The sequence below is a fragment of the Fodinicurvata halophila genome (genome assembly GCF_042651425.1).
GTDB classification, from domain to species: Bacteria; Pseudomonadota; Alphaproteobacteria; order Kiloniellales; family DSM-21159; genus Fodinicurvata; species Fodinicurvata halophila.
Window position 1 is genome coordinate 406,510 of the sequence record NZ_JBHSCW010000001.1, and the last position, 20,663, is coordinate 427,172.

Sequence of the window (20,663 nt, forward strand, 5' to 3'; positions counted from 1 at the left end):
TGTCTATACGGCAAGCTTGCCCGGCGAGAATAGCTGCCGGACAGGGCCCTCACTCATTCTTCGATATCGGTGAACTCGAAGTGGATGTTCTTCAATACACGCTCGTAGTTCCAAAGCAAGGTCGACTGCTTGCTCGCCCCCATCCAGATGTAGGCAATGGCATAGCTGTAACTGTCCTGTTCGGGCAACTCCGACAGGCGCATGCCCTCGTGAACCTGGGACCGGATAAAGGTGCCCGGCACCTTGGCCGCCGCGGCCTCGATCTCCTCCGGTGGCGGCACCCGGCTGACGGTCGCATCGGTGAAGAATACGCGATAGAAGAACTCGGCGCCCACCTTGTAATCCCCTTCGCGCGAGGGCATGTCGGGGCGCTGCCCCAGGCCCAGATCCACGGTCACCTGCTGGTGGCTGATCCCGTCGACCTTCTCGAACAGGTCGCAGTGCGACTGGGAAATGCGGGTGTTGACCTCCAGCAGCCAGATCCGGTCCTGCACCTCGTCCCAGAAGAACTCGATGTTGAAAGCCGAATTGTCGAAGCCGACATGACTCATGATCCGCTTCGTCAATTCGCCCATCTTGTCCTGCACGTTCGCCGGCAAGCGCGAAGGATACATGTAATAGAAGAAGCTCAGCACCTGCGGATAGCGGATGGAGTCGACGATACCGTAAGGCACCACCTCGCCGTCGTGGACATAACCCTCGACGGTGCATTGCCGACCACCGATCACCTGTTCGGCCATGCAGTAACCGCCATGGACCTGGCGGATCTCCTTAGGCAGGTCGGCCTGATCGAGAACGAAATTGAAAGGCTCCTGGATGCTGCCGATCTCCGCGCGCAGCCTTTCGATGGCGTGGTCGAAATCCTCCGGATTGTCGATGCGGAAGCCCAGGCGCGAGCCCGACGACTTGATGGGTTTCACGAAGAAGGGAAAGGACAGACCCGCCTCGCCAATCCTGGACAGGGCCTTGTCGTCGAAGGGATCAAAGGCCGTGAAGGCCGGGATATGCTCGGGGATGACCTCTTGCTGTACCGTCCGACTCCAGAACTTGTGCTCGCATTTCAACAGGCTTTCCAGCGAGGTTGTACGCACGCCGAACTTGCCACAGAGGATCGGCAGCATGGTGGAAACGGGAAAGTCCATGTAGCCGACGATGGCGTCGATGGAACCATCGAACGCGGAGAGCTGCGCCTCGGCCTCGCTCAGCATGGCCGGAATGTCGAACTCTTCCGTGTCGTAGACGGCCGCGGGTTCGATCACCCCGTGGAACTCCATGTCTTCCGCACCGCGCAGGCGCTTCAACTTCTCCAGGTTGAACGCGTTCAAGCCGATAACGAATATATTCTTCTTCATTTTCTGTCTCCCTGTTCTCCGAAGCGCCGATAGGCACACTCACCAGCATGGCGACCCGCCCTTCTAGGCTTTCAGACTTTGCAGTATACTGCAAATCGGGGGGTGAATGGGCATCAACCGGCCATTCTTGCCGAGTCCGGGAGGCGACTCCGTGTTCAACCGGCCTGGCATCCAATCGGTAAATGCGGGCTCATGCGTAAATGCGGGTGACCGGCATGTCGTTCCCGGTCACGAAACCGCGGTACATGCCCTCGCAATTGAAGGGCATGGAGATGTTGCCCTGCCTGTCGAGCGTGATGAGTCCCCCTGATCCTTCCGCAGGCGCCAGGATACGGCCCACGACATGCTCCGCGGCTGTCGCCAGCGTTTCGCCGGCATGGCGCATGCGCGCGGCAATCTCGCTTGCCGCCGTGTAGCGCATGAAAATCTCCCCCTGCCCGGTAGCCGAGACCGCACAGGTCTCGTTGTCGGCATAGGTCCCCGCACCGATGATCGGGCTGTCTCCCAGGCGGCCGGACCGCTTGCCCGTGAAGCCCCCGGTGGAGGTGGCGGCGGCCAGATTGCCCTCCTGGTCCAGAGCAACGGCCCCCACCGTCCCATGCAGCAAGGACGGGTCCGTGCTTGTTTCGCCACGCTCCTGCAGCGCCAGGAAGGCCTCCAGGGCCTCCCTCCGCTCGGCCGTATGGAAATAGTCCCTGTCCTCGAACGGCAGCCCCGCCCGACGTGCCACCTGCAATGCTCCCTCGCCAATCATGAAGACGGGGCCGTCTTCCTCCATCAGGGCACGCGCGACGCGCACCGGGTTTCGGGGACCGAAAATGCCACCGACGGCGCCCGCCCGCCGATCCCGCCCCTCCATGATGGCGGCATCCATCTCCTGCGTGCCGGCCGCCGTATAGACGGCGCCGCGTCCGGCATTGAAAAGCGGATCGTCCTCGAGCGCGCAGACGGCCCGCTCCACCGCGTCGAGGGCGGAGCCGCCTTCGCGCAAAGTTCCTGAAGCCTGCACGAGGATCGCGTTCAGGCTCGCATGATAGCGTTTCGCCAGCGCATCGCTCATCTGGGAGCGCGGCACCACCCCTGCCCCGCCGTGGATCGCCAATGCATAGGACTGTGGCATCTTCATACTCTCGTCAGTTCACGAATGCCGACCTGCGAACATCGCGCAGGCGCCGCAACCAGCCCCTGTTCTAGACTGCTGGTCGCCTGAAAGCCACTGTCGTGCGACGTTCGCAACCTGCCACGCCAAAGCTGGCGTTTGAGCGCGTCAGTACCGGCCTCGTAGATGCGCTTTCAATTGCGATATCCTCGATTCATCCCAGCCGGTCGGATCGAGCACCTCCGCCCAGGCATCGGCATAGTCCTCTGCGGCATAGACGTGACCATAGCCGACCGGCCCTACCATCGAAGCCGGCATGTCGGCGATCAGCTGCAGGAAGGTGATCGCCGGATACCAGGTCAGGGCATCCGAGACATCGGGGCCGCGCCGCCCGGTCAACCAGTCGGGACGGCGGTAGAACAGTTCCGGCTCGAAGAAAGTGATCGGATCGCTGGCGTATTGCAGGTAGACGAAGCGCATCGGCCCCCACTCGGCGCCGGGAATGTCGAGAGCGTCCTGCTGGTTGGTGAAGCGGATGACCGACCCGTCCCGGAACCGGGGTCGCCAGACAGGCGAGCCCTCCTTCCGCTCCCGCGTGGCCGATTGCCATGTGGGCGTCGAGAAGGGCGGGCCGCTCCACACGGCACCGTCGATGGGATCGCCCACCACGTCGTAGAGATCGAAGGAGAGATCGGAATTCAGCGCACCCAGGCTGAGGCCGTGCAGGTACAGCTCCGGACGCTCCTCGGCGGGCAGGTCGCGCCAGTGCTCGTAGACTCTGTCGAACACCGCCTGCGCCGTGTCGGCGCCGTAACCCGGCTCAGTCAGCAGCGCCAGCCAACTGGCCAGATAGGAATACTGGACGGCCACCGTCGCTACGTCCCCGCCCGTCATGTACTCCACGGGCACGATGGCGGGGCGGTCCACCTCACCCGTGCCCGTCGGCGTGGCGATGACCAGTGCCGAGCGTTCGAAGGCATCGATGCGCTTGAGTTCTTCCAGGGCAAGCTCTGCGCGCGCCTCGATGGAATCTGCGGAGTTGAGGCCGATGTAGACACGGGCCGGCCGCATGGGCTCGTCCTGATCGAGAAATTTCCCCAGCTTTTCCGCATTCGGCGTCTGGGCAACGAACCTGCGGCCCGCGCGGCCCATCCCCTCCCAATCCACGAGCGACTCGGCCGAACCGGCCATGACGGGTGCTGCCGGCTGCTCAACGTCGGATTCGAACAGGGCATCGAACTGCCGATAGGAGGAATCGGCCATCCTCAGGCCGACACTGAAGATCAGGCCGTTCGCGGCCGACCACAGCAGCATCGCGACCAGCGCAAAGCCGATCACCTGTGCGAAGCGCCGCGGTACGTGCCGCCGTATGAACCGCGAGACCAGCACGAAGACCAGGCGGACCAGCCGCGCCAGGAGCACCAGGCCAGCAAAGACGGCTGCAGCCACGAGAGCCACTTGCAGGTGTTGCCCCTCGGCCGTCGGCTCGAGGTCCATCGCGGCCCGGATGGAATTCTGCCATCCGACGCTGCGCCAGAGGAAATAGCCGGCAATGACGAGACAAACGAGCGCGGCGGCCACTTGCACAACAAGACTGAGCCGTCCCCTCAGCACCGGCAGTTCCAGGTACCGCCACAGCCGGCGAACCCAGAATCCCAGCAGGTAGCCCGCGCCAAAGGCCAGTCCGGACAGCACTCCCTGGACCAGTGCCGTGCGCGGCAGAAGGCTCGGCGTCAGCGAGGCGGCGAAGAACAGCGTTCCGAGCAGCAGTCCCGCCGTACAGAACGACCGCGCAAACCGGGTGGGCAACTTGGAGATCATGCCGGATCACTTGCAGGGAGTGCTTGGGATTTCAAGGTCGTGGCGTGGCGTTGAGGGGTGCGCGAAGCACCTGACCCCCGATTTGGAGTGACATCCTGGAAAAATAAAGGCACACGGAAATTCCGGCTTGCTCCAAAGACCGTCGGCAGGCTGGCTCACCCCTCGTACAGGGATGGGAACGGGCCAACGCCGAGGTGGCCGGCGGGCCGCTTGATGCCGGTTGACGGAGCCACCTTCCGACCGACACCCGCATCCGGGAGCGTATCCGATTTTCACACACTGGCAACTCGCTCCGGTCATTTCCCAACTTGAATGGGGACAGGGACTCGAACCAGGTGCCTGGTAACACTCCTCACCTGCAGACTCTTCGCTAAGCCTCTGTGGGAAACGCCGCATTCGCATCTGTGCATCAAACTGCTGCGCTAAGGTGCAAGCTTGTCCTGACGGAACGAGACAGTATCCTGCTCGACACGCTGGGCTGTACCGGCTCAGGCCTTGGCCGGCACGGGAGCTCCAGCGGACTGCCGTACCGGAACACTGGCATTTGCCCAGACCAACCTGTAACCAAGGACCCGTTGGACATCCATCAACCAGTTCGGACAACATCCTCCACAGGTTCGTTACCAGCGAGGAGAGCATGAGCAGCGTACTGAGACAGCTTAGCGCCCAGGTGATCCCGGTCATCCGCATGCAGGAGGCCGAAACTGCCCTGACGGCCGTAGACTGGCTGCATGAAGGCGGCATCGAGATCTTCGAGATCACCGCCAGCGTGCCAGGCTATCTCGAAGTGATCGCCGAACTCGCCGAACGAAAGGATCTGCTCGTGGGGGCCGGCACCCTGTTGAGCGCCGAAGATGCCCACAATGCGGTTAAAGCCGGCGCCCGTTTCCTGGTGTCGCCCTGCCTGGTGCCGGAGGTGATCGAGGCCGGCACCGAGGCTGGAATACCGGTGATTCCGGGAACGGCAACCCCCACGGAGGCCCTGCAGGCCCATCGGCTCGGTGCGGACGCCGTCAAGGTCTTTCCGGCGCGCCAACTGGGCGGTCCGGGCTACCTGAAAGCCCTGCGCAGTGTGCTGCCCGACATTGCCGTGATCCCCACCGGCGGCATCGAACTGGACGAGGTGGACGGCTATTTCGCCGCCGGGGCCTACGCCGTCGGCATGGGGGGGCAACTGGCCACCCAGGACGAGGTTGGCGAGGCCCGGACTGAGGGTGGGGAACAGGCCCGGCAACGTATCGTGGCGCGCGCCCGGCACATCTCCGGCCGGGCTGGCACGCAGGCCGGCGCACAGGACAAGGGGACAGCATGAGCGGAAGCAACCTGGATCTGATCTGCCTGGGGGAACCGATGGTGGAGTTCGCCCAGGTCAAGCGCGGCGAGGAGACCCTCTACCTGCCCGGCTTCGGGGGCGACACCTCGAACTGTGCCGTGGCCGCCGCACGCCAGGGCGCAAGCGTCGGCTACGTCACGGCCCTGGGGGCGGATTCCTTCGGACGCAATTTCCTGGACCTCTGGGCAGGCGAAGGCATCGATACCGGGGGCGTCACCACTGACGCGGAGGCTCCGACGGGCGTCTACTTCATTTCCTACCGCAACGGTGAACACGTCTTCAGCTATCGCCGCAATGGCTCGGCGGCCAGTCGCATGACGCCGGACAGCCTGCCCCATGACTATCTGCGTCAGGCGCGCGTGCTGCACGTCTCGGGCATCAGCCAGGCCATCAGCGACAAAGCCTGCGATGCGGTCTTCGCCGCCATCGCCGCGGTGCGGGCGGCCGGGGGACTGGTCAGCTACGACACCAACCTGCGCCTCAACCTCTGGCCGCTGGCCCGGGCCCGGGCCATCATTCATGCGGCCATCGCCGACTGCAATATCGCCCTGCCCGGCCTCGACGATGCGCGCCAGTTGACCGAACTCCCGGACCCCCACCGGATCGCCGAATTCTATCTGAACCTCGGCCCCCGCATCGTCGTTCTGACCATGGGACGCGAGGGGACGCTGGTGGCGACTCCCGAGCGGCAGGAGGTGGTTCCGGCTCATGCCGTCGAGCAGGTGGATGCCACCGCGGCCGGCGATACCTTCGACGGGGCTTTCCTGGCTCGCTACATCGCCGGCGACGATCCCTTCACGGCGGCGCGCTACGCCAATGTCGCGGCGGCGCTCTCGACCCTGGGACACGGTGCTGTCGCGCCAATGCCGCATGCCGAAACCGTCCTGCAAGCGATCAAGGAAGCGACATGATCCCTACAGCCCTCATCACCGGCGGCACCGGCGCCATCGGACGCGCCATCGCAGTGGCGCTCGCCGAGGATGGCTACCGCCCCATCCTGGCGTCCTCCCGCGCCGAACGCGATCCCGAGTTCGAGACGCGGCGCCTGGACGTAACCGATCCCGCCTCGATCGAGTCCGCAATGAAGGACCTCGACCAGCTTTCGGTCCTGGTCAACGGGGCCGGAACGGCCATCCGCGAGGGCAAGGAGTTCGAGCCCGAGACCTTCGCCCGTGTCCTCGACATCAACCTCACCGGCGCCATGCGCATGTGTATGGCCGCCCGTCCCCGCCTGCTGAAGGCCGCGGACGGCTGCATCGTCAACATCTGCTCCATGCTGAGCTTCTTCGGCAGCCCGACGGTTCCCGCCTATTCGGCCAGCAAGGGCGGTCTCCTGCAATTGACTCGCTCCCTGGCCGCTGCCTGGGCCGAGGAGGGTATTCGCGTGAACGCCGTGGCCCCCGGCTACATCGAAACGCCCCTGACCCAGCCGCTGCACGGGCAGGAGGCGAACAGGGCGCAGATCGCCAATCGCACCCCCATGAAACGCTGGGGACAGCCCCAGGAAGTGGCGGGCTCCGTTGCCTTCCTCTGCTCCCCGCGCGCCAGCTTCACCACCGGCGCCGTGCTCTGCGCCGACGGCGGCTATTCGGTGGCGTAAAAGCCGAACTGACTGAGTAAAGACGCCTGCGAAGAGCGTTAGTAACGCCTGCGAAACAGGCCCCGCTTTTCGTAGACAGCTGCCGCCTGCTCGACAAAACCTGCAAGCTGCGGCGCGTGAAATTGCCGGCGCAGGGTCTCCGCGGCATCAAGAAGGTCCTGTTTTCCTCTGCTGCGACCGGGGCGCAGCAGTTCATATATTCGCATCACCTCGTCCTGGGGCAGCGAGGTCATTTCGGCGGCACGCTCGAAGTTGTCCGCCAGGGCGGCACGACCGGCCGAACGCGCAATGGACGCCTGGCGCAGGAGGGCCTGGGGCGTGATGCGCAGATCCTCCATTTCCAGCTCGCCCTGTGCAACGGCCTCGATATTGAGATCGTCCAGCGTTTTGCCGCGTGCGCCACGAACCGTCTCGGGCCTGCGCTCGGCGATCGGGTAGTCTGCTGCGCTGAAGTCCCTGTCAGTCATGGGCTGGTTCCTTGAAATGCAGGGCGATCTCCTCCGGCACGGCCTCGTCGTAGGTCATGGCGGTCTCGATCGCGTAGATCAGGGCCACACGCGCATGAAAACGCGCCCCCAGGGCCTCTCCATCCCCCGTTACGAAAATCGGCGCCGGAGAGTCGCCGTGTGCATAGGCTGCGGCATTCGCTCCCAGCGCATGGTAGTGCGCCAGCATCGTTATCGGCGCATTCGAGAAGATCTCCAGATTGTTGTGCGGCAGGCGGTCCCGGTGGTGAATGACTGCCGTGCCCTTGGATTGCAGCCCGATCCCGATACCGGATCCCGACAGGCGGGCCGCACTCAACCCCAAGAAGGAGGTGTCCGCCGTATGGGCAAACCGGACGACGCGCATAACCCCACCGGCGTCCTCGATACCACGCTTCAGCGTCTGCAGGAGGGTACTCAGCGGATGGCCAGCAAGAGTCTGGAAGAACTTGGTGCCCAGCCCGGGGCTGATCCCCACAACGACTTCGCTTCTGTCGGTTCCGGGCGACGCCTGCCCCATATGGCGATATTCGATACGCGCCTGCTCGGCAGACTCGAGCGTTGCTTCAAAGCGCAACACATCCTCGCGGTTCAGGACGTCACGTATATCCGCCAGTTCCTTGCGCCGCGCCGCGCTCGGTCGGTACCCCGTGCCGGGGCCCTGATAGCGGTTCGGGTCGTTGACGGCGCTCAGGACCCGCCCCTCGCGCACGACGGCCGAGGTCTGGAGATAATCGCCGGAAAGACGCAGCTTCAGAAGGAACAGCAGGTTCTCCACTTCCTGCCTGAAGCCGCCTCTGTGAAGCGCGCGCATGACGTCCAGGATCGTAATGCCGCGCTCCGCCACACGACGGCTGATCTCCGTAATCACCCGGGAATCCAGGGTCTGCGTCTCCTTCGATCCGGACGCTACTGCCACCGATTGCTTCATGGTTTCATCGACCTCGGCCAGCTCCAGGTCCTTCAGCACGAACGACAGGGCATCGATCGCCTGGCGTCGCAGCGCCAGCGCCGAACTGCCATCGATGGTGCGCAGTCCGCCGTCGGCTTCGAAGTCGCGCTGCAGGACCAGGAACTCTTCCAGCTCCTCGCCGTTGAAGGAGGAGGGATTGAATGAGTTGTCATACTTCAGGATGCTGCCGAAGCCGGAGCAGATCAGGTCCGAGCCGGCGATGAGATAGGGCAGGATCTTGGCGCCGACCCGCATGTCCGATTCCGAATGCCGGGCATCGTTTCCCGAGGCACATTCCAGATCCAGCCAGACAGCCAACAGGTTTTCGGCCAGCAGTTCGCGCACACCGCCGGGCATCGAGCCTGCCAGCGGCGCACCGTCGATCCCACCGTTCTGGGTCCCCTGGGCGCCCATGCCGCGTTGCAGGCAGAGACAGCGTGCCTCCAGGTAGAGCAGCGATTTCGCTTCGTGGAAGCCCATCAGCAGTTCAGCCGCGGCACCCGACGTACAGCGCATCTTGATCCCGCGTGACGCATAGGCCGCCGCCAGCCAGGCCTTGGACCAGGGCGTGTCATCGCCATCCACGAAGGCGCTTTCCGTGCCATAGACGGAAACGGTTTCGGCATAGGAGGTAAAGCCTGCCATGCCGATCTGCAGTTCCTCGGCTTCCTCGCTCGAGCACTGGAACAGCGTCCCCGCCTGGCCGACCGCGGAGCCGATACAGCAGGCCAGCGCATTGGCCCAGGAATTCTGCGCCACCCGCATGGTGGTCTCGATCTCGTCGAATCCCAGAGCCACGGCAACGGCGGCATCGGCCGCCAATTGCAGGGGATCGTCCTTGGCATTCGTCACATGGGCCTGGTTGCCGGGCGTGGAGCGCGCGCGCATCTTCGAATAGGCAAAGGCCAGTTCCATCGCGTTGAGCTGCGCCACCACCTCCGCCAGCTTGGCTGGTGTCAAGCCACGCGCCAGCCGCGTCAGCTCCTCGCGCGGCACGTTCATGTCGACCAGCATCCGTGCCAGGGTCTGCGAGGGCATGGCCATGGCCTCGGCCGCGATCTCCGGGTCCAGGTGATAGGCCGCGACAAAGCTGTCGATCATGTCGAAGTCGGTTGCGGGAATACCGTCCATGACCTCGATGCGCCCATCGACAATGTCCAGGGACGGCTCTGGATCGGCCGCTCCCTCGAAGGCGGAGAATCCGTTCTCCGGATCCTCGACCGCAAACTTGTCGAGACGGAGGGCACGCGCATCCCAATCGTCGAAACGCCGCCACCTGTTGGCCTGGAAAGAAGGAGTATCGGTCATGTCTGCCCGCCCTTGCCGGCCCGGTCGGGACGTTATTCAGCTGCCGAGAAACCCGGGAATGTCCTCCAGCTGCACCACGTGACAATAGATCATGTTGATAGTGGTCAGTTCGTTGCGGTGCAGTTCATCGGTAGCCGCCGCACAGCAATCCTCGACCACCACCACATCGAAACTCTCATCGGCCAGGCTGCGCACCGTGGAACTGACGCACTGGTCGGTGAACAGGCCGGCGGCAATGACATGGCGGATGCCCATGTTGTGCAGGATCAGCCGCAGGTTCGTCCCCGTGAGCGCGCTGTCGGTGGTCTTCAGCACGACGATGTCGTCATCCTCGGGTGCCAGATCGGGAACGATCAGGCTGTCTTCCCGGTCCTTGGGCATCAGCAGGTAATTGAAGCCCGGCTTCTTCTGGCTGAGTGATCGGTCACGTCCATCCTGCTTCAGGCAGGCGATGCGCGCGTAAATCACCTCGACGCCCTTGTCCCGACAGAGGTCGATCAGCTTGCGTGTATTGGGAATGACTTTGCCGGTCAATCGCTCGCGAAAGGGTTTCCAGCGCCGCGCCTCGTCGGGATCGTCATCCGTTTCGAGGTATGTGTTCTGGATATCGATGACCAGCAGGGCGGTTTCCTCCGGAGGCAGTTCGATATCCTCCGGTGGGTCAGCCTTCTCGTAATAGAAGGATCTGAAGGCCGTCTTCCAGTCGCTCAATTCTTCCTGCCCTTCACCTCGTCCAGAGTCTTGCCGATGGCCTCGCGCGCCACCTTCAGGTTCTCTGTCGTTCCGGACATGAAGATCCGGCCTGATGCGCCCATCATCTGCACGTCGTTGATGATCACATTGGGTGCGGCCCGTTCGGCCTCGTTGGCGGCAACACAGGCGAACAGGGCCGGCATCATCTCGTAAACCAGCAGCGAGGTGCCGGGCAGCAGCATCGAGGCATCCCGGCTTCGGTTCAGGATGATGGCGTGCTGGTCGGAGATATCCTCGACGATGTCGTGGAACAGCGTGACAGGAGCCAGCTGGTCCTCCGCATTGGCCCCGATCCCGTCGAGCACTGCCTGCCCCGCCGCGCCGAGATCCTGCTTGCTGGCGGAGTGCAGTTCCATCAGGCCGAACTGCCGCTCCGTGAACAGGATACCCGGCTCCATCTCCGGAGCGGCCTTGAGCGCGAGGTCACAGATCCGGTGAATCGACAGTGCCGGCGCAACCTCGATGATCAGGCTGTGCTCCCCTTCGAAGGGGGGATAGCCTCGCGCCCGCATGGGCGTGCTCAGATAAGCGGCAAACTGAGGCTGCAGATCGTATATCGGCAGATAGACGCGCAACTCCGTCATACGACTCTCCTCGACGGCCGGCGTAACGTCAGCCGGCGTTAGAACTTACTTGGCCGCTTCGAAGTGCTTGCCGAGATCCGGATGCGGACGCGGGATCACGTGCACGGAGACCAGTTCGCCCACCGAATTCGCGGTTTCGGCGCCGGCTTCGGTGGCGGCCTTGACCGCACCCACATCACCGCGGATCACCACGGACACCAGGCCATCCCCCACTTCCTCGCGGGACGCGATGGTGACATTCGCCGCCTTGACCATGGCATCCGCCGCGGCCAGTGCCGCCACGTACCCCTTGGTTTCGATCATTCCGATTGCATTGGACATGGAACTACCTCCGTTATTGGCTTCGGCCCGCCGGCCCGACTTCGCCGCTTGTGATTTGGACCCGCCGGCGGGTTTGCGGGTTTCACTCGTGGAGACACTCATTCGTCCGTGCTCCTCTATTCATCGATGGATCCGATAATCAATGCGTCGACGGGCGCCTTGATCTTGGTGAAATAGGCTGCCGCCACCGAACCGGTGGTGATCAGCACACTTTCGCCGACGCCGCATCCCAGAACATCCAGGGCGACCATCGAGGATCCGTTCTCAAGCTCCACCTGCAACAGGGCTCCGTTGGGCAGGGTTTCGATACGCTTGGTGGACCAGACCTGGCCTGTCACGCGAGCTCGAATCATGATGTCTTCCTTTCCACCCGGATGCGCTTGCGACGCAGTTCATCCTGTGCCAGCGGCGTGAAGCGCACGCGCTTGCCCGCCCGGACAAGACTGTCTTCCGGCAGTGCACTCACCTGCCGCTCGCTCACCAGCCCGCGATCGAACTCAACGCTTGCGGAGCTTGCGGACACTGCAGGCCCGGGTGCCGTGGCTTTAGTGGCAGATGCTGTGCCTGCCTGCTGAAGCCTGAACTTCCAGCGCCCGTTCCGGATTTCCTGAACCGACTTCCCATCCCGGGCCAATTCCAGAACGCGCAAGACAAAACGGTTGAGATCGGCATCATTGGCGATCGAGACCATTTCCTCGCGCACCTGCGGGCGCGGCGAGGTGTCTGCATGTGCGCCGGAACCGCCACGCATGGCCTGAAGCTCCTCGGCGAGGACTTCACGAATGAGACTGCGTAGATCGCTGCTCATCTGCCATCGCCCCCTAGCGCGCGCCCAGCGAACGCAGGGCGTTTTCCGCCGCGTCCTTAGCGTTGCGGATCTCGGCCTCGTCCCCGGAGAGGTACAGCCGTCCATTGGCACCGATCATGCGATAGTCCACCACCTTGATGTTGGCCTGCTTCTCCGCTTCGTTGGAGGCGATAATGGCATAGGATGCTGGCTGGCATTCCAGCAGGTACAGCGATTCCCCCCCCAGCAACATGGATCCAAGCTTGTTCCGGTTGATCAGGAAGGCGTGCTGGTGATCGATACGCGTGACGACCTTGGAGGCCAGGATCTGCGGCGGCGTGGCATCCTCGGGACTTGCGCCAAGGGCTTCCAGCACCGCATCGGCACTGGCCTTGACCTCCGCCGTGGACTTTGCATGGATTTCGAGATAGCCGAACTGCCGCTCCACCACCAGGATACCCGCGCGGACGTCCGCTCCCTTCAGGGCCACATCCGTGAGCGCCTCGATATCCAGGCCGGGGGCGATCTCTATGATCTGCGCGGCCATGTTGCGCCGGGGCAGGGACCCGCGCATCCAGGTGGAGATATAGCACAGCGTCTGCGGCTGCAGCTGATCTATGAAGATGAAGGAGCGAAGTTCCGCCATCAGTGGCCTCCCTTGATGACGTTACGAACTTCTTCGGCAATCAGACGGCGCAATTCCTCCCGGGTGCGGCTGTCCATGCCAACCCCGGCTCCACCGCCTGACCCCGTGTCCGCCGCAGAGCTGCGCGACCTCGACGGCCGGGCAGCGCGGCCGGCACCGGGAACCCCGTCGGAGGGCGCGTGCGGCAGGGGACCATCGAACCCGAAATCGGCGGCCTGATAGTCGCCAAAGGACACGGAAGGGTCGGAATTGTAGGCCACCCGTGTCCAGTGGATCAGGTGATGCGGGCCGATATTCTCCCCGATCGAGCTGCGCCCGAAATAACCCGTCCCGATCGTGAAGGTCGGTGCCAGATGGGTCTGGAAGCCGGCGGCGCCCTGGCTGCAGGGCGCGTTCACCACCACGCGATAGGCTTCCACGCTGCGCGCATAGTCGGCCACGACCTGGGACTCGCCGGCATGAATGGCTGCCGAATGCCCGGCGCCCGTAAAACGCAGCACGGCGCGGGCCTGGGACAGAGCCTGTGTCTGGTTCTTGGCCACGTGGTAGGCCAGTACCGGGCATAGCTTCTCGCGCGTCATGCGTTCCTCGATGCCAAGCTGCGTCACCGGAGCCACCAGTATCTTCGTCTTGGCCGGCACGCGGATGCCGCATTCCTGGGCGATCCAGACAGCATCCCGACCGACGGCAGCCACATTGAATCCCCTGTCGTGGAACAGGTAGCGCCGCAGCCGCTCGACCTCCTCGTCGTCACATAGATATGCGCCGGCCTGCTTGAGCGCCTGCCGCAGTTTCTTGTCGGCCTCTGGCAAGGTGATCAGCACGCTCTCGTTGGTGCAGAGAATCGAGTTGTCGAAGCTCTTGGAATCGACGATGCGCTGGGCAGCGTCCTGCATTTCGGCCGAGGGGTCCACATAGACAGGAGCGTTGCCGGGGCCCACACCTATAGCTGGGTTGGAGGAGGAGTACGCCGCACGCACCATGGCCGTGCCGCCGGTCGCCAGGATCACGGAGGTCTTGTCCGAGGCCATGAATTCCTCGATCAAGGGGATCGAGGGCTGTTCGATCACCTGGATGCAGCCGTCCGGGGCTCCGGCCTCGATCGCGGCGTCGGCCATGGCCTTCACCGCATCCACACAGCAGGCACGTGCCGCCGGGTGTGGGCTGATCACCACGGCATTGCGCGTCATCAGGGCCATCATCACCTTGAAATTGACCGTGGCAATCGGATTGGTGGAGGGAGTCAGCGCCAGGACGACACCCGCCGGACGGGGAATGCGCACCATCTTGCGTGCCTCGTCGATGACGGGATTGACGAAGTCCTCATCCCGGTAATGATCGACGAGGGGCATGGCGGTCAGTTCGTTCTTCAGCTTCTTGTGCTCGACCACACCGAAACCGGTTTCCTCCACCGCCCATTCCGCATATTTGCCGGCATTCTGGTGCGCCGTGCGTGCCACGGCTTCGGCGATATGCATGGTGGTGTCGCGATCGAAGCGCTGGAAGATGCTTGCCGCCCAGCGTGCACGGGAAAGAACGATATCCGCATGACTGCGCAGCGCCGGCTTGCTGTCCGATATCTCGACGAGAGAGCGAATTTCAGGTTCCATCATATCGCTCCCCGGCGGCTGCCACGCCCCATGACCTCGTCTCGCGCCAGCCCGATGCCGATCTCGACACGACGCAATACGTCCTCACAGTCCGGCTGACTGAGCAGCAGTCCCGGCTTGAACTGCAGGACTCGCGGATCAAGCGTCGAGAATATGGCCCAGACGCCGTTCTCGTAGAGGTGCTTCATGACGGGCTTGGCGCCCTGTTCGTGGTTGAACTCCAGCCCCATGACCAGGCCATGCTGGCGGATTCCGATGAAGAAATCCGGGTACTCCTCCATGATCCGTTCAAGGCCAGCCCGCATGAAGTCCGAGATCAGTCCGACCGTGGCGCGAACCTCGGGCCGCTGGACCATCTCCAGCACCTTCATGGAGACCACACAGCCCAGCTCCGCACCACCGCCGGTCGAGATATGACCGAAGCCGTCCTCGTGCAGCCAGCCGGCGCAGTGCTCGGATATCAGCGTGCAGCCGATGGGGTAGAGACCGCCGCCAATGCCCTTGCCGGTCACCATGATGTCAGGCTCGATACCGTAGCGGGTACAGCCCCACATCTCGCCGGTGCGCATCAGGCCGGTCTGGACCTCGTCGGCGATGTAGAGTGCATCGTAACGCTCGCAGAGTTTCTTCACCCCGGGCAGGTATCCCTCTTCCGGCATGGGGAAGCCATAGGTTGCCGGAATGGTTTCCATGATGACCGCCGCCACATCGCGCTTCTTCAGCGCATCCTCCATGGCGTTGAGGTCATTGAACGGAACCTGGATGAATTCGTCCTGGGTGTCCTCCGACAGGAACAGCTTGGAAAAGCGCTCGTCCCCCGTCTTCAGTGCCAGGCCGGTGTGGCCGTGATAGGCCTTGATGATGGAGACGATCTTGCGCTTCTTCATGGCGTGGCGCGCGGTCTTGAGAGCGATGTCGATCGCCTCGCCGCCGCCGGATCCATAGGCCGTATATCTCATGGTCGGTGCGGGGGCACAGGCGGCCAGTGCCTCGGCCAGCGCGGTCCGGGCCAGCGCCGGAAAGTGGTGATTGCCCATGTCGAAACGCTCGGTGGCGCTTTTCAGGACCTCGACCAGCTCCGGATTGCGGTGGCCCAGATTATAGGTGCCGCCGTTCAGGTGCAGGTCGATCAGCCGCTGTCCATCCATGTCGTAGAGGTAATAGCCTTCACGCTTGTCGATCACGAGATCGACGCCCATGTCCTGCCAATCCTGCGTCTTCGCAGGATTCCAGAACTCCTTGGAGCGTTGCAGAAATTCGAGCTTTTCTTGGCTCACGGTTTCATCCTCTCGGCTGCCGGATAGCAGGCTATCCGGCAGCGAATGGCCGCGCTTGACAGCGGCTTATCCTGAATTGACAACGCCTATCCCCGCAGCGACAGGTAGGCTTCTCCAAGTTCGGCCGAGACCCTTGCGAAATCGGGTGCCAGTTCCTGCGCTTCCGGCACGTCGATATGGGAAGCGATCCAGGCCAGCAATGCCATGCGGCGCAGCATGATGAAGCTGTCGATCTCCCGTTCCTCTTCATCCGACAGGTCTCTCACCTTGCGATAGCCGGCCACCCACGCCTGACGCATGTCGGGAATCTCCGGGCGATCCTCGATAAAGCTGATACCTGCCGCAAAATCATAGAGAAACCAGCCCATGCCGCAGTCGTCGAAGTCGATCAGGCGTGTGGTTCCATTGTCGACCAGCAGGTTGGCCAGGCGCATGTCGGCATGAATCAGGCCATATTGCTGGGGCCCATCCCCGAAAGCCTGGATCCTTCGTTTGACCGTGGATTCCACGCGCTCCAGCACTTCGCGGGCCCCATCGGTGAGATTCGGCCCGTCTCTCCAGTTTCCCCAAGTAGCTTTCTCGCCGTAAAAGGCTTCGAGATTCCATATCAGCCGTTCAAAGGGTTGAGGACGCTGCCAGCGGATCGAATGCTCGTGCGTCCGCGCCGCCATCTCGCCCAATTCCTCGAAGGAGGTGACGAGATCATGGTCCTCGTCGGGCTGCTCCCCGGGAACGAATTCAAACATCACCATATGGCGAGGATTTTCCAGCTCCTCGCTTGTAGCTGTCTGAACGGCTTCTCCGTCCCGCCCGGGGATCACCGCTGGCGTGACGACACAGTCATCCTCGCTCAGGGCCTGCATCCAGGCCAGTTCACACTGAATGGCGCGCTTGCTGTGATAGTTTTCCCGATGAATGCGCAGGACGGATCTGGAGCCGTCCGGCGCGTCCACGAGATAGGTGGTATTCTCGGAAACATTGATGAGCCGGGCTGTTGCCTCGTCCGGAATTCCCCAGAGCTGCAGGGACTGATTTGCCAGTCCATGCAGCCGGTTCAACAGGACGTCATGCGGCACTCCGCTTTCCGCCATGCCTTTTCCTCCCATCTAGTATGCGATGCTGGGATCAGATTTCTTCCAGGGCTTCGAGCGATTCCGGCAGGATCTGACCGCCGTCCACCACAACCTGCTGTCCGGTCACGTATCCGGCTTCATCGGAGGCGAAGAACAGAGCAGCATTGCCAATATCCTCGACGGCCCCCAGCCGCTTCAGCGGAATGGAGGCCGCCATGGTGTCGAGGTATTCCTGACCGAGGTCCTGCAGGCCTTCGGTATATATATTGCCCGGCATCACGGCATTGATCGTCGTGTTGTATCGGGAAAGTTCCATTGCGGCGGTCTTCAGGAAGCCCAGTTGCCCTGCCTTGGAAGCTCCATAGTGGGCCCATCCCGGAAAGCCGGTCACCGGGCCGGTGATCGAGGACGTCAGGACAACCCGGCCCTTGCCGTTCTTCTCGAAATGAGGAATGCAGGCCTTCACGCACAGAAAGGCGCTTCGCAGGTTGGTGGCCAGGACCTGGTCCCATTCCGAGGGATCCATGTCGACCATCTTGGTCTGGGGAAACACACCTGCGTTGGCGCAGAGTATGTCAACGCTTCCGAAGGTCTTGGCGGTATGCGCGACCATCTTCTGCACGGACTCCCAATCCGAGACGTCGCACTTCACCCAGTCGACGCTACAGCCCTCACGGCTCAATTCCTCGACAGTCGACTTTGCAGCGTCTTCTCCGCGCGCTGCGATCATGACCTTTGCACCCTGGCGCGCAAAGACGGTGGCGATCCCGCGACCGATTCCCTTGGAACCGCCGGTCACGATGACGCTGCGATCCTTGATTGATGTCAGCATTGCGATTCTCCCTGTTTAGTTTGGTGCTTGTATCTCTTCATTCTGTCCTCCTGGCCTGCTTGAAGCTCTTCGCCAGAATAAGGACGAGGAAAGCCGCGAACAGAATGGCCAAAGAGGCAAAGACGGACAGCATCCCGAGGGTGGGAACCAGGGGCGAATAGCCCGAAACCATCTTTGCGTAGAGCCATTCCGGCAGCGTCGAGTCCACGCCGGTGGTGAACAGCGACAGTGGGAAATTTCCCCAGCTCAGGAGGAAGGCGAAGAGACCCGCGGCAACCACGCCCGGCAGCAAGAGCGGGAATGTGACTTCCCTGAGAACCGTCCAGGTGGACGCACCCATGTCGCGGGCGGCCTCCTCGAGCGAGGCGTCGAAGGCGTAGGCCCGGATCGCGATGATCAGCGTGGTGATGGGTGAAATCCAGACGAGGTGGGCCACGATGGCGGTCTTCCAGCTCGGTATGATGCCCACTGAATTGAACCAGATCAGAAGCGCCAACCCGAGAACGGCCTGGGGGAAAAAGATCGGCAGCAGAATGAATTTCTGGAAGAGATTTCGATAACGCCACTGATAACGCGCAAAGGCCAGAGCCCCGAAGAAACCGACGACCAGGGAAATCACCGTCACGATGACGGCAATGGTAAATGACGTGGTCAGCAGATTTGAAACGGTATGGCTGCTAAGTGCTTCTCCGTACCACTGCATCGTGTAGCGGCGAATGGGAAAGCTCAGATAGCGTGACTCGGCCACGGAAGCAAAGCCGACAGACACCAGCGGCAGGTAGAGAAAGCAGATGGCCAGTATCCCGTAGGCATAAAGGACAATACGGGTCGTGCGCCCGGTCTCCATCAGCGCTTCCTCCCCATGATGGCATCGAGATCGATCTTGGAGACGCCAACGATGGCCAGGCTGCCGACAATCAGGATCAGGACCATCGAGAGTGCCGAGCCAAGCGGCCAGTTCTGTCCATAGGTAAAGGCCGTCTCGATCTCGTCCGCGAAAACGATGACCGCCTGGCCGCCCAGAAGCTTGGATTCCGCCAAAGCACCGGCGGCCAGAACGAAACTCAGGAGCGAGCCGACAACAATGCCCGGCGCGGCCAGGGGAAAGTCGACCTCCCAGAGAACGCGCCAGCGCGAGGCGCCAAGATCGGCTGCCGCCTGGCGGGCATCGTCGGGCACCATGGCAATGCCTTGCGCCAAGGGGAACAGCATGAAGGGGAAGTACACATAGACGAGGCCGAAGACGATGATCGGGACTGTATAGAGAGGACTTTCCATCTCCACGCCGAACCAGGCATTCAGATATCCTGCGATCAGCCCGCCTTTCATCAGGGTCAGCACCCAGCCAAAAAGACGAATGTTCTCGGACACGAAGAGGCTGACCACCACCGCAATGGTGACCACCAGCGTGAATTTTCCGAAGACTTTTGCCATGCCATAGGCCAGGGGCCAGCAGACAATGAACAGCAGGAGCGTCGACGCGAAAGCCATGCCGAGAGACCAGGCCAGGGACTTCCAGTATCCCTGTTGCAGGAAGGTGGCGTAGGCGGAGAAGTCCGGCACGTTTGCCAGACTGAAGACCTTCTCGGGCATGATGGAGAAGGCCGCCACAACGAAGAGCGGCGCCAGAAACGTGACAGCCAGCACGATGAAGATCGGCAGCGCGCTGAAGACGCCGAGTTTTCTGTCCAGGCCCTCCATCAGTCTTCTCGTATCAGATGCGTGGAATCCAGATCCCAGCCCAGCACCACCTCGTCGCCGATGGCACCTCGATAGCGGTCCTCTCGAAGCTTCTCGACGCTGAGGCGTGAACCGTCCGCGGCCTCGACCTCGTACTGTATGCGCGAGCCCAGCGCGTATTCAGCGCGCAGGATGCCGCGAACGATGAAATCGCTGGTGCCCGAGGACTCCAGGATGCGCACGAACTCCGGCCGCACCATGAGCGTGCCGCGCTCTCCCTGTGCCAGGGAGATTCCGATATCCTCCATCTGGCCGTTGACATGCACCTCGACACCACGGCCATGCAGACCGCCCTGGGCCGTCCCCTCTACGTCAAACAGATTCACCTCGCCCATGAACTCGGCGACGAAACGACTGACCGGCCGGGTATAGATCCCATCGGCGTCGGCCAACTGCTCCAGCTTGCCTTCACGCATGATGGCGATCCGGTCCGACATCACCATCGCCTCTTCCAGGCTGTGGGTTATGTAAACAAAGGTCTTTCCGGTGCGGGCATGAAGGTCCTTGAGTTCCTTCTCCAGCGTCTTGCGCAGGCGGTAATCGAGCGCGGACAGGGGCTCGTCGAAGAACAGGATTTCCGGATCAAAGGCCAGGGCTCGAGCCAGGGCGACCCGCTGCTTCTCACCGCCGGAGCATTCGGCAATGCGTTTGTCGTGGTAATGAGGGGGCAATCGCAGGAGCTCGAGAAGCTCTCGGGCGCGTGCCGCTCTTTCCTCGGCACCCACCCCCTGAATCTTCAATGGAAACTCTATGTTCTGGCCCACGGTTCTGTGAGGAAACAGGGCCAGAGACTGAAATACCATGCAGGTTGGCCGCTTGTTGGCCGGAACCTTGTCGATGCGCGATTCATTCAGCCAGATTTCACCCTCGCTGGGCGAATCCATACCGACGAGGAGGCGAATCAAGGTGGTCTTGCCACTGCCCGAGGGCCCCACGATGGTCAGGAACTCGCCGTCGAGGATATCCAGGTTGATCCCGTGAAGCGCTACGAAAGCGCCAAACTTCTTGACTATATTCTTGAGACGCAGAACAGGTTCCGCAGCCATGATCAGGCGCACCTCTCGCACGAACGTGTTGAGCAGACCCCGGT

The 20,663-nt window shown here is 62.6% G+C and carries 21 protein-coding genes; 3 read left to right on the forward strand and 18 right to left on the reverse strand.

The genetic code is table 11. The features are described from left to right. Positions 1-53 precede the first annotated feature (53 nt). The 3 genes from ACFOW6_RS01940 to ACFOW6_RS01950 all read right to left on the reverse strand — a co-directional run bounded on the left by ACFOW6_RS01940 (position 54) and on the right by ACFOW6_RS01950 (position 4,272). Positions 54-1,352 (reverse strand): ATP-grasp domain-containing protein, encoded by a 1,299-nt coding sequence (locus ACFOW6_RS01940; RefSeq protein ID WP_382420600.1) that lies wholly within the window; start codon positions 1,350-1,352, stop codon positions 54-56. A gap of 190 nt (positions 1,353-1,542) precedes the next feature. Further along, positions 1,543-2,472, reverse strand: coding sequence for an isoaspartyl peptidase/L-asparaginase family protein (locus ACFOW6_RS01945; RefSeq protein WP_382420602.1), 930 nt, complete (start codon positions 2,470-2,472; stop codon positions 1,543-1,545). A gap of 147 nt (positions 2,473-2,619) precedes the next feature. After that, positions 2,620-4,272, reverse strand: a complete 1,653-nt coding sequence (locus ACFOW6_RS01950; protein WP_382420604.1) for an alpha/beta hydrolase — start codon at positions 4,270-4,272, stop codon at positions 2,620-2,622. A gap of 637 nt (positions 4,273-4,909) precedes the next feature. Between ACFOW6_RS01950 and ACFOW6_RS01955 the strand changes: the two genes are divergently transcribed. From ACFOW6_RS01955 to ACFOW6_RS01965, 3 genes are read left to right on the forward strand one after another with little or no spacing between them, the layout of a single operon-like run. Next, a complete protein-coding gene (locus tag ACFOW6_RS01955; RefSeq protein WP_382420606.1) occupies positions 4,910-5,584 on the forward strand; it encodes a bifunctional 4-hydroxy-2-oxoglutarate aldolase/2-dehydro-3-deoxy-phosphogluconate aldolase in 675 nt (224 codons plus the stop codon). Next, positions 5,581-6,516 carry a sugar kinase gene (locus ACFOW6_RS01960; protein WP_382420608.1) on the forward strand — a complete coding sequence of 312 codons (936 nt, stop codon included), beginning with the start codon at positions 5,581-5,583 and terminating at the stop codon, positions 6,514-6,516. The genes ACFOW6_RS01955 and ACFOW6_RS01960 overlap by 4 nt, the downstream gene beginning before the upstream one ends. Next, positions 6,513-7,205, forward strand: a complete 693-nt coding sequence (locus ACFOW6_RS01965; protein WP_382420609.1) for an SDR family NAD(P)-dependent oxidoreductase — start codon at positions 6,513-6,515, stop codon at positions 7,203-7,205. The genes ACFOW6_RS01960 and ACFOW6_RS01965 overlap by 4 nt, the downstream gene beginning before the upstream one ends. A gap of 38 nt (positions 7,206-7,243) precedes the next feature. Here the strand turns inward: ACFOW6_RS01965 and ACFOW6_RS01970 are convergent, their stop codons facing one another. The 15 genes from ACFOW6_RS01970 to ACFOW6_RS02040 all read right to left on the reverse strand — a co-directional run bounded on the left by ACFOW6_RS01970 (position 7,244) and on the right by ACFOW6_RS02040 (position 20,619). Next, the gene (locus ACFOW6_RS01970; protein ID WP_382420611.1) at positions 7,244-7,672 is read right to left on the reverse strand and encodes a diol dehydratase small subunit; all 429 of its coding nucleotides are present in this window, start codon (positions 7,670-7,672) and stop codon (positions 7,244-7,246) included. Continuing rightward, on the reverse strand, positions 7,665-9,950 hold the full coding sequence (locus ACFOW6_RS01975; protein ID WP_382420613.1) for a propanediol/glycerol family dehydratase large subunit: 2,286 nt from the start codon (positions 9,948-9,950) through the stop codon (positions 7,665-7,667). The genes ACFOW6_RS01970 and ACFOW6_RS01975 overlap by 8 nt, the downstream gene beginning before the upstream one ends. 36 nt (positions 9,951-9,986) lie before the next feature. Further along, positions 9,987-10,661 carry a cysteine hydrolase family protein gene (locus tag ACFOW6_RS01980; protein WP_382420615.1) on the reverse strand — a complete coding sequence of 225 codons (675 nt, stop codon included), beginning with the start codon at positions 10,659-10,661 and terminating at the stop codon, positions 9,987-9,989. Next, complete coding sequence (locus tag ACFOW6_RS01985) at positions 10,658-11,287, reverse strand: microcompartment protein (RefSeq protein ID WP_382420617.1); 630 nt, start codon at positions 11,285-11,287, stop codon at positions 10,658-10,660. The genes ACFOW6_RS01980 and ACFOW6_RS01985 overlap by 4 nt, the downstream gene beginning before the upstream one ends. A gap of 45 nt (positions 11,288-11,332) precedes the next feature. Then, positions 11,333-11,608: a BMC domain-containing protein gene (locus tag ACFOW6_RS01990; RefSeq protein ID WP_026988251.1), complete on the reverse strand. Its 276-nt coding sequence runs from the start codon at positions 11,606-11,608 to the stop codon at positions 11,333-11,335. A 116-nt stretch (positions 11,609-11,724) separates the two neighbouring features. Further along, on the reverse strand, positions 11,725-11,961 hold the full coding sequence (locus ACFOW6_RS01995; protein ID WP_026988252.1) for a EutN/CcmL family microcompartment protein: 237 nt from the start codon (positions 11,959-11,961) through the stop codon (positions 11,725-11,727). Next, a complete protein-coding gene (locus ACFOW6_RS02000; protein ID WP_382420620.1) occupies positions 11,958-12,416 on the reverse strand; it encodes a hypothetical protein in 459 nt (152 codons plus the stop codon). Before ACFOW6_RS02000 ends, ACFOW6_RS01995 begins: the two co-directional genes overlap by 4 nt. 13 nt (positions 12,417-12,429) lie before the next feature. Continuing rightward, positions 12,430-13,041 (reverse strand): BMC domain-containing protein, encoded by a 612-nt coding sequence (locus tag ACFOW6_RS02005; RefSeq protein ID WP_382420622.1) that lies wholly within the window; start codon positions 13,039-13,041, stop codon positions 12,430-12,432. Further along, the gene (locus ACFOW6_RS02010; RefSeq protein WP_382420624.1) at positions 13,041-14,654 is read right to left on the reverse strand and encodes an aldehyde dehydrogenase family protein; all 1,614 of its coding nucleotides are present in this window, start codon (positions 14,652-14,654) and stop codon (positions 13,041-13,043) included. The genes ACFOW6_RS02005 and ACFOW6_RS02010 overlap by 1 nt, the downstream gene beginning before the upstream one ends. Then, the gene (locus tag ACFOW6_RS02015) at positions 14,651-15,928 is read right to left on the reverse strand and encodes a class-III pyridoxal-phosphate-dependent aminotransferase (protein WP_382420626.1); all 1,278 of its coding nucleotides are present in this window, start codon (positions 15,926-15,928) and stop codon (positions 14,651-14,653) included. The genes ACFOW6_RS02010 and ACFOW6_RS02015 overlap by 4 nt, the downstream gene beginning before the upstream one ends. An 86-nt stretch (positions 15,929-16,014) precedes the next feature. Further along, a complete protein-coding gene (locus ACFOW6_RS02020; RefSeq protein ID WP_382420628.1) occupies positions 16,015-17,019 on the reverse strand; it encodes a phosphotransferase enzyme family protein in 1,005 nt (334 codons plus the stop codon). Between the two features lie 34 nt (positions 17,020-17,053). Then, positions 17,054-17,833, reverse strand: coding sequence for a 3-oxoacyl-ACP reductase FabG (gene fabG, locus ACFOW6_RS02025; RefSeq protein WP_382420630.1), 780 nt, complete (start codon positions 17,831-17,833; stop codon positions 17,054-17,056). 37 nt (positions 17,834-17,870) lie between these two features. Further along, positions 17,871-18,680 (reverse strand): ABC transporter permease, encoded by an 810-nt coding sequence (locus ACFOW6_RS02030; RefSeq protein WP_382420632.1) that lies wholly within the window; start codon positions 18,678-18,680, stop codon positions 17,871-17,873. Further along, complete coding sequence (locus ACFOW6_RS02035) at positions 18,680-19,534, reverse strand: ABC transporter permease (RefSeq protein ID WP_382420634.1); 855 nt, start codon at positions 19,532-19,534, stop codon at positions 18,680-18,682. The genes ACFOW6_RS02030 and ACFOW6_RS02035 overlap by 1 nt, the downstream gene beginning before the upstream one ends. Then, positions 19,534-20,619, reverse strand: coding sequence for an ABC transporter ATP-binding protein (locus ACFOW6_RS02040; protein ID WP_382420636.1), 1,086 nt, complete (start codon positions 20,617-20,619; stop codon positions 19,534-19,536). Before ACFOW6_RS02040 ends, ACFOW6_RS02035 begins: the two co-directional genes overlap by 1 nt. Positions 20,620-20,663: the final 44 nt, after the last annotated feature.